At 65.8% G+C, this 14625-nt stretch carries 14 protein-coding genes; 8 read left to right on the plus strand and 6 right to left on the minus strand.

Annotation, left to right across the window (positions count from 1 at the left end; genetic code table 11):
- Window positions 1–17: 17 nt before the first annotated feature.
- The 3 genes from rocF to ACTHLF_RS18770 all read left to right on the plus strand — a co-directional run bounded on the left by rocF (window position 18) and on the right by ACTHLF_RS18770 (window position 2708).
- Window positions 18–938: an arginase gene (rocF, locus tag ACTHLF_RS18760; protein WP_440329364.1), complete on the plus strand. Its 921-nt coding sequence runs from the start codon at window positions 18–20 to the stop codon at window positions 936–938.
- Between the two features lie 69 nt (window positions 939–1007).
- Complete coding sequence (locus ACTHLF_RS18765; RefSeq protein WP_440329366.1) at window positions 1008–2375, plus strand: tryptophan--tRNA ligase; 1368 nt, start codon at window positions 1008–1010, stop codon at window positions 2373–2375.
- Window positions 2376–2381: 6 nt separating this feature from the next.
- Complete coding sequence (locus ACTHLF_RS18770; RefSeq protein WP_440329367.1) at window positions 2382–2708, plus strand: hypothetical protein; 327 nt, start codon at window positions 2382–2384, stop codon at window positions 2706–2708.
- Window positions 2709–2801: 93 nt separating this feature from the next.
- Here the strand turns inward: ACTHLF_RS18770 and ACTHLF_RS18775 are convergent, their stop codons facing one another.
- The 5 genes from ACTHLF_RS18775 to pdhA form a co-directional block, all read right to left on the minus strand.
- Entirely contained in the window at window positions 2802–3188 is a 387-nt protein-coding gene (locus ACTHLF_RS18775) for a VOC family protein (RefSeq protein ID WP_440329368.1), read from the minus strand.
- An 89-nt stretch (window positions 3189–3277) separates the two neighbouring features.
- Window positions 3278–3748 carry a DUF1456 family protein gene (locus ACTHLF_RS18780; RefSeq protein WP_440329370.1) on the minus strand — a complete coding sequence of 157 codons (471 nt, stop codon included), beginning with the start codon at window positions 3746–3748 and terminating at the stop codon, window positions 3278–3280.
- Window positions 3749–3935: 187 nt separating this feature from the next.
- On the minus strand, window positions 3936–5321 hold the full coding sequence (locus tag ACTHLF_RS18785) for a dihydrolipoamide acetyltransferase family protein (RefSeq protein ID WP_440329372.1): 1386 nt from the start codon (window positions 5319–5321) through the stop codon (window positions 3936–3938).
- A 13-nt stretch (window positions 5322–5334) separates the two neighbouring features.
- A complete protein-coding gene (locus ACTHLF_RS18790; protein WP_045828010.1) occupies window positions 5335–6315 on the minus strand; it encodes an alpha-ketoacid dehydrogenase subunit beta in 981 nt (326 codons plus the stop codon).
- Between the two features lie 12 nt (window positions 6316–6327).
- Window positions 6328–7407: a pyruvate dehydrogenase (acetyl-transferring) E1 component subunit alpha gene (pdhA, locus tag ACTHLF_RS18795; RefSeq protein ID WP_440329374.1), complete on the minus strand. Its 1080-nt coding sequence runs from the start codon at window positions 7405–7407 to the stop codon at window positions 6328–6330.
- A 224-nt stretch (window positions 7408–7631) separates the two neighbouring features.
- Here pdhA and ACTHLF_RS18800 point away from each other — a divergent pair, with 224 nt between their 5' ends.
- Together ACTHLF_RS18800 and ACTHLF_RS18805 are read left to right on the plus strand one after the other, a co-directional pair.
- Window positions 7632–8480, plus strand: coding sequence for a tryptophan 2,3-dioxygenase (locus ACTHLF_RS18800; protein WP_440329376.1), 849 nt, complete (start codon window positions 7632–7634; stop codon window positions 8478–8480).
- 217 nt (window positions 8481–8697) lie between these two features.
- Window positions 8698–10203, plus strand: coding sequence for a peptide MFS transporter (locus tag ACTHLF_RS18805; protein WP_440329378.1), 1506 nt, complete (start codon window positions 8698–8700; stop codon window positions 10201–10203).
- A 125-nt stretch (window positions 10204–10328) separates the two neighbouring features.
- Here ACTHLF_RS18805 and ACTHLF_RS18810 read toward each other — a convergent pair whose 3' ends face one another.
- On the minus strand, window positions 10329–10775 hold the full coding sequence (locus ACTHLF_RS18810; RefSeq protein ID WP_440329379.1) for a MarR family winged helix-turn-helix transcriptional regulator: 447 nt from the start codon (window positions 10773–10775) through the stop codon (window positions 10329–10331).
- Between the two features lie 89 nt (window positions 10776–10864).
- Between ACTHLF_RS18810 and hppD the strand changes: the two genes are divergently transcribed.
- From hppD to ACTHLF_RS18825, 3 genes are all read left to right on the plus strand, one after another.
- Window positions 10865–11953: a 4-hydroxyphenylpyruvate dioxygenase gene (hppD, locus tag ACTHLF_RS18815; protein ID WP_440329381.1), complete on the plus strand. Its 1089-nt coding sequence runs from the start codon at window positions 10865–10867 to the stop codon at window positions 11951–11953.
- A 171-nt stretch (window positions 11954–12124) separates the two neighbouring features.
- On the plus strand, window positions 12125–13435 hold the full coding sequence (gene hmgA, locus ACTHLF_RS18820; protein ID WP_440329383.1) for a homogentisate 1,2-dioxygenase: 1311 nt from the start codon (window positions 12125–12127) through the stop codon (window positions 13433–13435).
- A gap of 16 nt (window positions 13436–13451) precedes the next feature.
- Entirely contained in the window at window positions 13452–14432 is a 981-nt protein-coding gene (locus tag ACTHLF_RS18825) for a fumarylacetoacetate hydrolase family protein (protein ID WP_440329384.1), read from the plus strand.
- Window positions 14433–14625 lie beyond the last annotated feature (193 nt).

Genomic DNA, 14625 nt, shown 5'->3' on the forward strand with positions numbered 1-14625 from the left:
CCACTGAGCCAGACCCCATGAGCCCAACCACCCGTTCGGTCGCCCTCGTAGGCGTCCCCACCGATATCGGCGCCGGCCACCGCGGCAGTTCCATGGGCCCCGAGGCCCTGCGCGTCGCCCGCCTGGCGGAGCGCCTCGAGAGGCGCGGCATGCTGGTCGTGGATCGCGGCAATGTCGCCGGTCCCCTGAACCCGTGGCAGCCGCCCACCAACGGCTACCGCCACCTGCCCGAGGCAGTGGCCTGGAACACGGCCACCCACGAGGCGATCTATGCCGCTCTGAACGACGGGCACCTGCCGATCATGCTGGGCGGCGATCACTGCCTGGCGATCGGTTCGATATCGGCCGTGGCCCGGCACTGCCGCGAGAAGGGCAAGAACCTTCGCATCCTGTGGCTCGATGCCCACGCGGACTTCAACACCAGCAACATCACGCCATCGGGGAATATCCACGGCATGCCGGTCGCCTGCCTGTGCGGCCACGGGCCCGATGAGCTCACCGGCATCGGTGGCACCGTGCCGGCGATTTCGCCGGACATGATCCGCCAGATCGGTATCCGCTCCGTGGATGAGGGTGAAAAGCGCCTGGTCCACGAGGTGGGCATCGACATCTACGACATGCGCTATATCGACGAAATCGGCATCAAGGCCGCCATGGAAGAGGCGCTCGCCGGGGTCGATGAGGACACCCACCTGCACGTGAGCTTCGACGTCGACTTCCTCGACCCGAGCATCGCGCCGGGCGTGGGGACCACCGTGCGCGGGGGCCCGAACTACCGCGAGGCACAGCTGGTGATGGAGATGATCGCCGACACCGGCCGGGTGGGTTCGCTGGACATCGTTGAGTTGAACCCGGCCTTCGATAAGCGGAACCAGACGGCCAAGCTGGCGGTGGAGCTGGTGGAGTCGCTGTTTGGCAACTCGACCCAGATGCGCTGAGGGGTCGCCCGGGGCCGGGCGCGCGGGCTACACTCGGGCGGTTTCCGTCCGTTTCAAAGCAAGGTCCCCATGCGTACCCGCGTCCTCACCGGCATCACCACCACCGGCACGCCGCACCTCGGCAATTACGCCGGGGCCATCCGTCCCGCCATCGTCGCCAGCAAGGATCCCAACGTGGATGCCTTCTACTTCATGGCCGACTACCACGCGTTGATCAAGGCCGATGACGCCGACCGCGTGGCTGCCTCGCGCATGAAGATCACGGCTACCTGGCTGGCCGGCGGCCTGGACCCGGACACGGCGACGATCTACCGCCAGTCGGATATCCCGGAAGTGCCGGAGCTGATGTGGCTGCTGGCCTGCGTCACGGCGAAGGGGCTGCTTAACCGCGCGCATGCCTACAAGGCGGCCGTGGACAAGAACGTGGCTGAGCAGGAAGACGCCGATGCCGGTGTCACCGCGGGCCTGTACATGTACCCGGTGCTCATGGCGGCCGACATCCTGGCCTTCAACGCCAACAAGGTGCCGGTCGGCCGCGACCAGATCCAGCACATCGAGATGGCGCGCGATATCGCGCAGCGCTTCAACCACATCTATGGCCGTGATTACTTCGTGCTGCCGGAAGTGCAGATCGAAGAGCAGGTCGCGACCTTGCCGGGTCTCGATGGCCGCAAGATGTCCAAGAGCTACGACAACACCATTCCGCTGTTCGAAGGCGGTTCGAAGGCGCTGCGCGACACGATCATGAAGATCGTGACCGATTCGCGCGCTCCCGGCGAACCGAAGGACACCGACGATTCCGCGCTGTTCACCATCTTCAAGGCGTTCGCCACGCCGCATGAGAGCGCGGCTTTCGCCGATGCGCTGCATGGCGGTATCGGCTGGGGCGAGGCGAAGCAGGTGCTGTTCGAGCGGATCGAAGCCGATGTGGCGCCGATGCGTGAGCGTTACGACTCGCTGATGGCGCGGCCTGACGACATGGAAGACATCCTGCTCGCCGGCGCCGCGAAGGCCCGTGCGATCGCCGTGCCGTTGCTTGAGCAGCTACGCGACGCGGTCGGCCTGCGCACGTTCCGTCCGGCGGCCAAGGTTGAGCCGGTGGCGGCGAAGCCCGCGGCGAAGGCGAAGCCACCACGCTTCGCCAGTTTCCGCGAGGCCGATGGCAGCTTCCGCTTCCGCCTGTTCGGCGCGGATGGCGAAGAGCTGCTGCTCTCGGTGGCCCATGCCGATCCGAAGGCTGCCGGTGCCGCGCGCCAGATGCTCTCCACGCTGGGCGGTGCCGCGGCGATCATCGAATCGCAGGGTGACCACGTGGTGCTGCTCGTCAACGGCGAGCCGGTCGCCAGCGGCCAGCCCTATCCCGACGAGGTGGCGCGTGCCGCCGCCATGCTCCGACTGCGCGCCGCCCTTGACGCGCTGGCTGCCGACCAGGACTAAACGCCCATGCGCTACCTCGCACTGATGTTGCTCGCTCCGTGGCTCATCGTGCTTGGGTGGGCCTATTGGCATTACCCGAAGACGTTGCCGCGCTCCGCCGCGCGGCGCGCCTTCGATGCACTGGCCCTCGTAGGCTCGGTGATCCTTTCGATCCAGGCGGCGCTCATGGCGTACGACGCGGTCGAACTGCCCGCGGCCGATGAATTCGGCCCGAAGAGCGGGGCGATCTGGCAGCAGGTCGTGCCGGCGCTATACGGCTACGGCGCCTTCGTCGCCGTGCTCGCGGTTGCCCTGGTCATCCGCCACCTGATCTGGAAACGCCGCTCGATCTGATCGTAGCAGCCCACCCTGTGGGCGACGCCGTTCGCGAAAGAGCCGCAGGCCCTTCCGGGTCGTCTCGAAAAATGTCGCCCACAGGGTGGGCTCCTACGGAAGTTCCCATGTGTTGATGTGGGGGCCGAACTCGTCTCGTTGCTTGCGCACGATGCAGAAACGGTGGCCTGTCGGTGCTTCCATCACCCACCAGCGTTTGATGAAGGCGACGCGCCTGGCACCCAGTGCTTCGAGGCGGTCAGCTTCGGCGTCCAGGTCATCCGCCTCGATATCGAGGTGCACGCGGCTCGGATGATCCACGCGCTGGATGATCACCTGGATCTCGTCAGGTTCGGTCTTGAGGGACGCATATTTACCGTCCCCGTCCTCATCGGCATCGTCGATGGGCTTGCCGAGTGCCTGGCTCCAGAAAGCCGTGGCGGTGGCGAGGTCGGTGTCCTGGCAATCGATGACGATGCCGGTGAGACGGCTGCGATGCATGGCGGAGCCTCCTGGAAAGGAGCCCCGACCGTACCACCGGTTGCGCGCGATGGGGCCTTGCGGTGTCGTGCGGCCTGAGCGCGCGGGAACTACTTGCTGCCGCGCAGGCGCAGGGTCAGGCCCTTGAGGAAGTTGCGCAGGAACTGGTCGCCGCAGACGCGGAAGTTGCTGTGCTTGGGCTGGCGGAAGAGGGCGTTGACCTCGCCCTTGGAGACGCGGAAACCCGCATCGCCCATGATCGCGAGGATGTCGTCTTCCTTCAGTTCGAAGGCGACGCGCAGCTTCTTCAGCACGGTGTTGTTGTTGATCCGGGCTTCGACCGGGCGGGCCGGCTGGCTTTCGTCACGGCCGCGGCGGTGGACGATCAGGCCATCGAGGAAATGCGCCATGGCCAGGTCGGGCATGGCCACGAAGCCGGGATCTTCCTCGTCCTTCTTCAGCCAGGCCTCGACGTCTTCACGGGTGGCCTTGAAGCCGGTGAGCGCGAGGATATCGACGACGTGGACGTCGCCCAGGTCGAGCATGTAGCGGATGCTACGGAGGGTGTCGTTGTTGAGCATGGCAGCAAGGATACCGCCAATCGCCAAGATCTACTGTAGGAGCCCACCCTGTGGGCGACATCTTGCGCGATAACGCCGCAGGCCATGCGGGTTCTCCGCGAACGGCGTCGCCCACAGGGTGGGCTCCTACGAAAAACGCCGCCCGGTGAGGGGCGGCGCTTTCCGGTTTCACACTGTCGATCAGGGCTTAATTGGGCAAACCCAGGTCGTCGATCAGCGCCTTCAGGAAGCGCGCTGCCTCACCGCCGGTGGCGGCGCGGTGGTCGAAGGTGAGCGACAGCGGCATGCGGCGGTGCACTTCGATACCGCCCATGACGGCGACCACGTCGTGGCTGAGCTTGCCGGCGCCGATGATGGCAACGGTCGGCGGCACGACCACCGGGGTGGCGTAACGGCCGGCAAACATGCCGAAGTTGCTCAGGCTGATGGTGTACCCCGAGAGCTCCGAGGCCGGGATGCTGCGGTCTTCGACCGACGTACGCAGGCGCTTGATCGCGGCACGGATGCCCGCGCCGTCGAGCACGTCGGCGTTACGCAGGGCCGGCACGAACAGGCCGTCGTCCGTATCCACGGCGATGCCGATATCCACGTGCGGGTGCAGCGTGCGGGTCAGGTCCTTGCCGTTGAACCAGGCATTCAGGGCCGGCACCGTCTTGCACGCCACGACGATCGCGCGGATCAGGCGGGCAGTGATGTCCTGCTTGCCGATCCAGGCGTGCAGGTCGGCGTCATCCACCAGCGTGGTCGGGACGACCTGGGCGTGGGCATCGGCCATGACGCGCGCCATGTTGCGGCGGACGCCCTTCAGCTGCTCCGGCTGGCCCATCGCTTCCTTGCCCGGGGGCGCGGTGCGGACGGCCTTGCCAGCCAGCGACACCGGCGTGCGGGTCGGGGCGGGGCCCGGTTCCGGCAGCGTCGGGGCGAGGTGCTGGGCGGCGGCCGGACGGGCCGGGGCGGAACCCACCGCGGCGCTGCCATTGGCGGCGGCGTTCTTCACGTCGGCCATGGTGATGACACCACCGGCGCCGGTCGGCTGCACGCGGGTGAGGTCGACCTTGAGCTTCTTGGCGGCGGCGCGCACGGCCGGCACGGCCTTGACGCCACCGGCGCTGGAGACCTGCTCGGTGTGCACGGCGTTGCCGCTGACCATGGCGCCGACGACGGTGCCTTCGTCTTCGCGGTCGGCCTTGCCGTTGCTGGAATCGATTTCACCGCCGTCATCCGAGGCGATGACCTTGGAGGCATCGTCCGGTGCCGGGCTGCCAACGCCCTTCTTCGGGCCATGGTGGTGGCCGGTGGACTCGGCTTCGGCGCGCTGGCGGGCGTTCGGGTCGATCTCGAAATCGGCGAGCGAGGCGCCGGTTTCGATGATGTCACCGACGGCGCCGTGCAGCTTCTTCACGGTACCGGAGTAGGGCGAGGGCACGTCGACGACGGCCTTCGCGGTTTCCATCGACACCAGCGGGGCGTCGAGCTTGATCGTGTCGCCTTCCTTGACGTGCCATTCGACGACGGTCGCGTCGGGCAGGCCTTCGCCGAGGTCCGGCAGGAAAAAGGTCTTGATATCGGCCATGTCTAGGGGTTCCTCAGGAGGCGGCCAGCGTGCGCTGGGCGGCTTCGACGATGCGTTCGACGCTGGGCAGGTACTTCATTTCCAGGCGGAACAGCGGGATGTGCGTATCGAAGCCGGTGACGCGCTCGACCGGCGCGAGCAGGCTGTACAGGCATTCTTCCGACAGGCGCGCGGCGATTTCCGCACCGAAACCGGCGGTCTTCGGCGCTTCGTGCACGATGACGCAACGGCCGGTCTTGGTGACCGATTCGGCGATCGTGTCGAAATCAAGCGGGGTCAGCGTGGCGACGTCGATGACTTCGGCGCTGATGCCCTGCTGGGCGAGTTCGTCGGCGGCTTCAAGGCATTCCTTGACCTGCGCACCCCAGGTGACCAGGGTGACGTCGGTGCCGTCGCGCAGGACGAAGCAGACGTCGAGCGGCAGCGCCTCGCCATCATCGGGCACTTCTTCCTTGTACTGGCGGTAGATGCGCTTCGGCTCAAAGAAGATCACCGGATCCGGATCGCGGATGGCGGCGAGCAGCAAACCGTAGGCACGCGCCGGCGACGACGGCATGACGACGCGCAGGCCCGGGATGTTGGTGAACAGGTGCTCGTTGGCCTCGGAGTGATGCTCCGGTGCACGGATGCCGCCGCCCCACGGGGCGCGCCACACGGCCGGCACGGTCATGCGGCCGCGGGTGCGGTTGCGCATGCGCGCGGCGTGGCAGGCGATGTGCTCCATCATCGGGTAGATGAAGCCTTCGAACTGCGCTTCGGCGACCGGCTTCATGCCCTGCACAGCCAGGCCGATGGTCAGGCCGGCGATGGTGCCTTCGTCCAGCGGCGTGTCGATGACGCGCTCTTCGCCGAACTGCTCCTGCAGGCCCTGGGTGGCGCGGAACACGCCGCCGTTGACGCCGACATCTTCGCCGAGCACGACGACGCTATCGTCGTTGCGCATTTCGTAGGCGAGCGCCTGGGTCACCGCTTCGATAAGAGTGATTTGTGCCATGGGAAAGGCTCCTTACGACTTGCGATCGAGGGAAGCGGCGAGCTCGCGCTGCGCTTCGAGGTCGGCCGGGACTTCGGCGTACAGGTAGTCGAACATCGCCGTCGCCGGCTGGTTCTTCGTCTCCAGGTACGCGTTCACCTCGTTGTCCATCCAGTCGTCGCACTCGGCCTTCCAGGCCTCTTCCTTCGCGTCGTCCCACTTGCCCTTGGCTTCGAGCCACTTGCGCAGGCGCGGCACCGGGTCACGTTCCCAGGCGTCCTTCACTTCCTGCTCGCCACGGTAGCGGCGGGCATCGTCGGCGGTGGTGTGGTCGCCGAGGCGGTAGGTCACCGCTTCGATCACCGTGCCGCCCTGGCCGGAACGGGCGCGCTCGAGCGCGTCTTCCATGGCCTTGCGCACGGCGATGATGTCGTTGCCATCCACCTGGATGCAGAACAGGCCGGCCGCGATGCCCTTCTGGGCCAGCGTGCCGGAGCCGCTCTGGATGCGGCGCGGGACCGAGATGGCCCACTGGTTGTTCACGATGACGGCGACCAGCGGCAGCTGCTGCGCGCCGGCGACGTTGATCGCGCCGTAGAAGTCGCCCTTCGACGAGCCACCATCACCGATGGTGCACACGGCGACGCGCGGCTCCTTGCGGATCTTGAAGGCCAGCGCCGAACCGGCCGCGTGGAGGCACTGGGTGCCGATGGGCACGCACCAGGCGAAATCGTGCGCCGGGGCATCCTTGAAGTCGTTACCGCGCTCGTCGCCACCCCAGTAGGTGTAGACCTCGCGTGGCTTCACGCCGCGATACAGCTGGGCGCCGTACTCGCGGTAGGACACGGCCAGCGAGTCCTCGCGGCGCATGGCGCTGCCGATGCCCACGTGCGCGGCCTCATGGCCCAGGCACGAGGCGTAGGTGCCGAGCTTGCCGGTACGCTGCAGCGCGATCGACTTGGCGTCGAATACGCGGGTGGAGACCATGAGCTTGTAGAGCTCGACCATGTGGTCGAGATCCTTGGCGAAAGCAGGCAACTCCTTGCCGGTTTCCTTGCCATCCTGGTCAAGGTACTGCAGGTATTCAATTTCAAACTTGGCGGCGATGGACACGACTCGCTCCCAGGGGAAGGTTAGAAACGACACGCACGATTGGGGAAGCGGACGGGCCCATCCAGCGGGGCGCGAACGGCTTATCAGGTCTTGCGAGCCGGACTAGATATCAGGGGTATTATGGCCCGGCAAGGCACGCCGCAGCATGACAAGGCCGCCGCTTAGCCCCGAAATGGCTTCGTGGCGCCGTTCGTGCGCTGTCCACCCCATATGTGAAGACGCCCATGGCCCACCCCCAGCGCGACCTCGAACCTGGCATCCGCACCGATCTGGAAGGGCGGGTGACCTACGGCTCGTACCTCCGGCTGGACCAGGTGCTCACCGCCCAGCACCCGCTGAGCGAGCCCGAGCACCACGACGAGATGCTTTTCATCATCCAGCACCAGACCTCCGAGCTGTGGCTGAAGCTGATGATCCACGAGCTCGATGCCGCGCTGGCGCGCCTGCGGGCGGATGACCTCGGCGGCACCCAGAAAGTGCTTGCCCGCGTCAAGCAGATCCAGCGGCAGCTTTACGAGCAGTGGGGCGTGCTGGAGACGCTGACGCCGGCCGAGTACCTGGAATTCCGCGACGTGCTGGGGCCATCGTCCGGTTTCCAGTCGCTGCAATACCGGATGGTGGAGTTCCTGTTGGGCAATAAGCATGGCGACATGCTGAAGGTGTTCGAACACGACCCCGCCGGCCATGCGCGGCTGAAAGCCGTTTACGAGGCGCCGGGGCTTTACGACGAGTACCTGCGCTTCCTGTCGCGGCGCGGCCACCCCGTGCCGGTGGAACTGCTCGAGCGCGATTTCACCCAGCCCTGGCACAGCCAGCCGGCGCTGCTGCCCATCCTCAAGCGTATTTATGAAGATACGGGCGCGTACTGGTCTGAGTATCATCTCAGCGAGCTGTTGGTGGATATCGAAGAGAACTTCCAGCTCTGGCGCTTCCGCCACATGAAAACCGTGGAGCGGATCATCGGCTTCAAGCCCGGCACCGGCGGTTCGTCCGGCGTCGCCTTCCTGCGCAAAGCGCTGGAACAGAGCTTTTTCCCGGAGCTGATCGAGGTCCGTACGCTGCTGGGTACCTGAATCCCACCCGCACGATCCCCGTTTCCGAACGACCCGGACCGCCTCGTAGGAGCCCACCCTGGGGGCGACATCTTTCGCGAAAGCCGCGTAGATCCTGTGGCGGCGGTACGGAAGGCGTCGCCCACAGGGTGGGCTCCTACGAGGGCGGGCGGCGTGAGAATTGACGTGACGGGCGGGTCCGGCTAAACACCCTCATCGATTCACGCCAAGGGAAGCCATGACTTCATCCGCCCCCAGCCAGGCACAGTACGTGCCCGAGTACCCCCAGATCATGGGTCACCCGCGTCCGTTGTGGATGCTGTTCATGACCGAGTTCTGGGAGCGCTTCGCCTTCTACGGCATGCGCTGGGCGCTGGCGCTGTACATCGTGGCGGAGTTCTATAACGGCGATGCCTCGGGGCAGGGCTACGCCAGCCGGACGTATGGCGCGTACCTCGCGCTCGTCTACGCCTCGGCCATCTTCGGCGGCTACGTGGCCGACCGCGTGCTCGGCTACCAGCGCTCGATCCTCGTCGGTGCCGCCGGGAGGGGGCTCGGCGTCTTCATGGTGATGGTGCCGCAGCAGGATATTTTCCTGGCCGGCCTCGCCACGGTCATCGTCGGCAACGGCCTGTTCAAGCCGAACATCTCGTCGCTCGTGGGCCAGATCTACCCGGTCGGCGATGATCGCCGCGATCGTGGCTTCACCCTGTTCTACATGGGCATCAACCTCGGTGGCTTCCTTGCCCCGCTCGTGACCGGCTGGATCGCGTCGGTGCTCACCGACACGCCGCTGCAGCAGAACTACCGCGCCGTGTTCGCCTCCACCGGCATCGGCATGGTCATCTGCTTCATCTGGTTCCTGATCGGCCGCAAGCAGCTGAAGGGCGTGGGCGTGCCGCCGCCCGAGCGCCACGCCGGCAAGAGCTTCCTCGCGGTGCTCATCGGCATCGTGGTCGCCATTCCGCTGGTGTACCTGCTGATGGCGAAGGCCGGTGCCATCTTCATCGCCTGGCTGCTGGGTGCGCTGTTCGTCGGCGTGGCCGTGATGCTGGTGCTCGAGGCCGTGCGCCACGACACGATCCAGATCCACCGCGTCATCGCGATGCTGGTGCTGTTCGCGTTCAACGTGCTGTTCTGGATGTTCTTCGAACAGGCCGGCAGCTCGTTCAACTTCCTGGCGCAGAACCTGGTCGATCGCCTCATGTTCGGCTGGGAATTCCCGGTCGGCTGGTTCCAGTCGGTGAACTCGGCGGCGATCCTGGTCTTCGCGCCGCCGGTTGCCCTGGTCTGGGCGTGGCTGGCCAAGCGCCGGGCCGAGCCCTCGATCCCGCGCAAGTTCGGCCTTGGCCTCATCTTCAACGCCCTCGGCTTCCTCGTGCTGATGTACGCGCTGAAGAGCCGTGTCGACGGCCGCGGCCTCATCCCGGTCTGGCCGCTGGCGGCCTGCTACGTGGCCCAGACCATTGGTGAGCACTGCCTGTCGCCGATCGGCCTTTCCATGGTGACCAAGCTGGCACCGATTCGCGTGGTCGGCCTAGCCATGGGCGGCTGGTTCCTCTCCACCGCCATCGGCAACAACCTGTCGGGCCTGCTTGCCGGCCACATTAGCGGCGAAAGCGGCATGACCGTCGCGTCGGCCCTGTCCGGCTTCTCCTTCAGCTTCGAGCTGCTGATCGGCGCCGGCATCCTGCTGTTCCTGATCGCACCGCTGATCAACAAGCTGATGCACGGGATCAAGTAATGCGGGTGGCCCTTTCGTAGGAGCCCACCCTGTGGGCGACATATTTCGCCTCACCGCCGCAAGGCCCGCACGCCATCGCGAACGGCGTCGCCCACAGGGTGGGCTCCTACGGGCGGCGGGCAGGTTTAGCCCAGCAGCTTGTCCAGGATCTTCTCCAGCCAGGCCTTCTCATCTTCGCTGAGCTTTTCCAGCAACTCGCGCTCATGGGCCCGGGCGAGGGGGGCCACCTCGTCGTGGATGGCCCAGCCGGCTTCGGAGAGGTTGAGGACCGAGCGGCGCTTGTCGCCGTCGTAGGTGCCGCGATCGATCCGGCCGGCCTCGACCAGGCGGGCGACGGCGCGGCTCACCGCCACCTTGTCCATGCGCGTGCGCTCTACTACCTGGGTCGCCGAACTGGCCGGGAAGCGGGCCAGGATCGTCATCACGCGCCATTCCGTCATGCTGAGCTGGAATCGGTCCTGGTACTCGTCCGCGATCGACTGGCTGACCGTGTTCGACAGGATCGAAAGCCGGTAGGGCAGGAAGTGCTCCAGCTCCAGCGGGGCATGGGCGGGGACGATTTCGAGGGTCATGCTGCGCCGATCCTTGCAAATGGTTACAAGTGAAACTATAAGGTGTGGGTAGACGGCGCAAGCCGCCCCTTTAGCCAGGAGTATCGCTTATGAGCGCCCAGCCCAATATCGGTATGGAAGTCACCACCTTCGAAAACCCGCAGGGTGTCGATGGCTTCGAGTTCGTCGAGTTTGCCGCGCCCGAGGCGAAGCTGCTCCACGACCTGTTCCCCCGCCTTGGCTTCACCGCCGTGGCCAAGCATAAGACCAAGGCGATCACCCTGTATCGCCAGGGCGCCTGCAACTTCCTGGTCAACGAAGAGCCCAACTCGTTCGCCGCCGACTTCGTGTCGAAGCACGGCCCCTCGGCCTGCGGTTTCGCGATCCGCTTCAACCGCCCGGCCACGGACGTGCAGAAGACCGCCGTGTCGAACGGTGCCGAGCTCTTCGCCGACAAGACCGAGACGCTCGCGCTCAACGTGCCAACGATCAAGGGCATCGGCGATGCCTGCCTGTACCTGATCGACAAGTACGGCGCGAAGGGCGATTGCTTCGAGGCCGAGTACGATTTCTTCCCGGGCGTGGATCAGCACCCGAAGGGCTTTGGCCTCACCTTCATCGATCACCTGACCCACAACCTGCACTTCGGCAACATGCAGAAGTGGTCGGATTACTACGAGCGCCTGTTCAACTTCCGCGAAATCCGCTATTTCGACATCAAGGGCGCGAAGACCGGCCTGGTGTCGAAGGCGATGACCGCGCCGGATGGCATGGTCCGCATCCCGCTGAACGAGAGCTCGGACCACGGTTCGCAGATCAACGAATACATCCGCGAGTACAACGGCGAAGGCATCCAGCACATCGCGCTGTTCACGGACAACATCTACGAAACCGTCGAAGCCATGCGCGAGAAGAACGTGGCCTTCCTCGATACGCCGGACACGTACTTCGAAGTCATCGACATCCGTATCCCGGACCACGGTGAAGACGTGCCGCGCCTGCAGAAGAACAAGCTGCTGATCGACGCGGACCCGGAGACGCACAAGAAGCTCCTGCTGCAGATCTTCACCCAGAACAACATCGGCCCGATCTTCTTCGAGATCATCCAGCGCAAGGGCAACGAAGGCTTCGGCAACGGCAACTTCCAGGCGCTGTTCGAGTCGATCGAACGCGACCAGATGCGCCGCGGCGTGATCTGAGCTCGAACGCCCGGCGCCGATATGGCGCCGGGCCCCCACTGTAGGAGCCCACCCTGTGGGCGACGCCGTTCGCGAAAACGCAACAACGCCTGTTGCACCATCGCGAGAGATGTCGCCCACAAGGTGGGCTCCTACGGCATCATTAGGCTGGCATCGCTTCGGGACTTCACGATGAGCCACACCGACGACACCAACGGCTACCAGACCGGCTTCGGCAACGAGTTCGCCACGGAGGCGGTCGCGGGCGTGCTGCCCACGGGTCAGAACTCGCCGCAGAAGGTGGGGAAGGGCCTGTACGCCGAGCAGCTTTCCGGCAGCGCGTTCACCGCGCCGCGGCATCGCAACCTGCGTAGCTGGCTGTACCGGATCCTGCCGGCGGCACAGCATTCGCCGTTCCGCGAGCTGGCGCACCCGACGTTCCACAACCGGTTCAACGATGCGCCGCCTACGCCGAACCAGATGCGCTGGGATCCGCTGCCGATGCCGCCGGCCGGCACGGATTTCATCGATGGCTTGTTCACCATCGGCGGCAATGGCGGCCCGGGCGAGCAGGTCGGGGTGGGCATCCACCAGTACCTGGCCAACCGCGACATGGGGGGCCGTTACTTCTACAACGCAGATGGCGAGCTGCTGATCGTCCCGCAGCAGGGCCGCTTGCGACTTCGCACCGAGCTTGGCGTCGTGGAAGTCGAGCCGCTGGAAATCGCCGTCGTCCCGCGCGGCATCCGGTTCCTCGTCGAACTGCCCGATGGCGAAGCGCGCGGCTATATCGCTGAAAACTTCGGCGCACCGCTGCACCTGCCGGATCTCGGCCCCATCGGCGCCAACGGCCTGGCGCACCCGCGTGATTTCCTCACGCCGGTCGCAGCCTACGAAGACCTTGAGGGTGATTTCGCCCTCATCGCCAAGTTCCAGGGCCAGCTGTGGCAGGCCGACATCAACCACTCGCCGCTCGATGTGGTCGCGTGGCACGGCAACTACGCGCCGTACAAGTACGACCTGCGTCGCTTCAACACGATCGGCTCCATCGCGGTGGATCACCCGGACCCGAGCATCTTCACGGTGCTGACCTCCGCCAGCGATACGCCGGGCGTGGCCAACATGGATTTCGTGATCTTTCCGCCGCGCTGGCTGGTCGCCGAGCACACCTTCCGGCCGCCGTACTTCCACCGCAATGTCGCCAGCGAATTCATGGGGCTGATCACCGGTGCGTACGACGCCAAGGCCGGTGGTTTCGTGCCGGGCGGTTCCAGCTTGCACAACTGCATGAGCGGGCACGGCCCGGATAACGCGAGCTTCGAGAAAGCCTCGAACGCCGATGTGACGAAACCAGACCACATCACGGGTACGATGGCTTTCATGTTCGAAACCCGCAGGGTCATCCATGCCAGCAAGCAGGCGCTGGCATCGGCCGCCTTGCAGGGCAACTATTACGAATGCTGGCGCGGGCTGAAGAAGCACTTCGACCCGAACGCCGCCTGATCGATCAAGGAAACACATGAAACTCGCTTCGCTGAAGGAAGGCGGCCGCGACGGTACCCTGGTGGTCGTCAGCCGTGATCTCTCGAAGGCCGTGAAGGCCAGCGGCATCGCCGCGACCATGCAGGCCGCGCTCGATGACTGGCACGTCGCCGCGCCGCGCCTGAACGCGCTGGCGGAAGACCTCGAGGCAGGCAAGGCGGAAGGTGCCTTCGTGCTGGATATTTCGGCGCTGGCCGCACCCCTGCCGCGCGCCTATGAATTCGTGGATGGCAGCGCCTATCTGCCGCACGTAGAGCGAGTCCGCCGCGCCCGCGGCGCGGAAGTGCCCGCGTCGTTCTACACCGATCCGCTCATGTACCAGGCGACCAGCGCCGGCTTCCTCGGCCCGCGCGATCCGGTGGTGGTGCCTAGCGAAGAGTACGGCATCGACCTCGAAGCCGAAGTGGTCGTGATCACTGACGATGTGCCGATGGCGGCCAGCGCGGACGTGGCCTCGGGCCACATCCAGCTCGTGGGCCTGGTCAACGACGTGTCGCTGCGCGCCCTGATCCCCAACGAGCTCGCCAAGGGCTTCGGCTTCCTGCAGTCGAAGCCGCGTTCCGCGCTGTCCCCGGTGTTCGTCACGCCCGATGAACTCGGCGATGCCTGGCACGACGACAAGCTGCACCTGGCGATGCGCACGTGGATCAGCGGGAAGTGGTTCGGCGAAGCCGAGTGCGGCGTCGACATGCAGTTCAACTTTGCCCAACTCGTGGCACATGCCGCGAAGACGCGCCCGCTCACCGCTGGCACCATCGTTGGCTCCGGCACCATCGCGAACGAAGACACCAGCAAGGGCGCCTCGTGCCTGGCCGAGCAGCGCACGGTGGAAACCCTGCGCGATGGCAAGCCGGCCACGCCGTTCCTGAAATTCGGCGACAGCATCCGTATCGATGTCACCGACAAGGCAGGCCGCTCGATCTTTGGCTCGATCGAGCAGACGATCCAGAAAGCCTGATCGCCGCCCGCCCCCCTTGTGGGAGCGTGCTTGTGGGAGCGTGCTTGCACGCGATGGGCGGCAGGACATGCGAAACACGCGCAAGAAGAAGGGCCCGTTTTCGTAGCGGGCCCTTCGTCTTTTCTGCCTTGTAGGTTTATCGCGTGCAAGCACGCTCCCACAACGGCGTGGTGGCCTTTCTTGGCTGCCAGCC

This window comes from Luteibacter sp. (assembly GCF_051958795.1).
GTDB lineage: Bacteria > Pseudomonadota > Gammaproteobacteria > Xanthomonadales > Rhodanobacteraceae > Luteibacter.

Excerpts from the sequence above, each read along its gene's own strand:
- ACTHLF_RS18810 (WP_440329379.1), bottom strand. The coding sequence starts at position 10,775 with ATGACCCTCGAAATCGTCCCCGCCCATGCCCCGCTGGAGCTGGAGCAC.
- ACTHLF_RS18770 (WP_440329367.1), top strand. The coding sequence starts at position 2,382 with ATGCGCTACCTCGCACTGATGTTGCTCGCTCCGTGGCTCATCGTGCTT.
- hmgA (WP_440329383.1), top strand. The coding sequence starts at position 12,125 with ATGAGCCACACCGACGACACCAACGGCTACCAGACCGGCTTCGGCAAC.
- ACTHLF_RS18825 (WP_440329384.1), top strand. The coding sequence starts at position 13,452 with ATGAAACTCGCTTCGCTGAAGGAAGGCGGCCGCGACGGTACCCTGGTG.
- ACTHLF_RS18800 (WP_440329376.1), top strand. The coding sequence starts at position 7,632 with ATGGCCCACCCCCAGCGCGACCTCGAACCTGGCATCCGCACCGATCTG.
- ACTHLF_RS18785 (WP_440329372.1), bottom strand. The coding sequence starts at position 5,321 with ATGGCCGATATCAAGACCTTTTTCCTGCCGGACCTCGGCGAAGGCCTG.
- ACTHLF_RS18765 (WP_440329366.1), top strand. The coding sequence starts at position 1,008 with ATGCGTACCCGCGTCCTCACCGGCATCACCACCACCGGCACGCCGCAC.
- ACTHLF_RS18805 (WP_440329378.1), top strand. The coding sequence starts at position 8,698 with ATGACTTCATCCGCCCCCAGCCAGGCACAGTACGTGCCCGAGTACCCC.
- hppD (WP_440329381.1), top strand. The coding sequence starts at position 10,865 with ATGAGCGCCCAGCCCAATATCGGTATGGAAGTCACCACCTTCGAAAAC.
- ACTHLF_RS18790 (WP_045828010.1), bottom strand. The coding sequence starts at position 6,315 with ATGGCACAAATCACTCTTATCGAAGCGGTGACCCAGGCGCTCGCCTAC.
- rocF (WP_440329364.1), top strand. The coding sequence starts at position 18 with ATGAGCCCAACCACCCGTTCGGTCGCCCTCGTAGGCGTCCCCACCGAT.
- ACTHLF_RS18775 (WP_440329368.1), bottom strand. The coding sequence starts at position 3,188 with ATGCATCGCAGCCGTCTCACCGGCATCGTCATCGATTGCCAGGACACC.
- ACTHLF_RS18780 (WP_440329370.1), bottom strand. The coding sequence starts at position 3,748 with ATGCTCAACAACGACACCCTCCGTAGCATCCGCTACATGCTCGACCTG.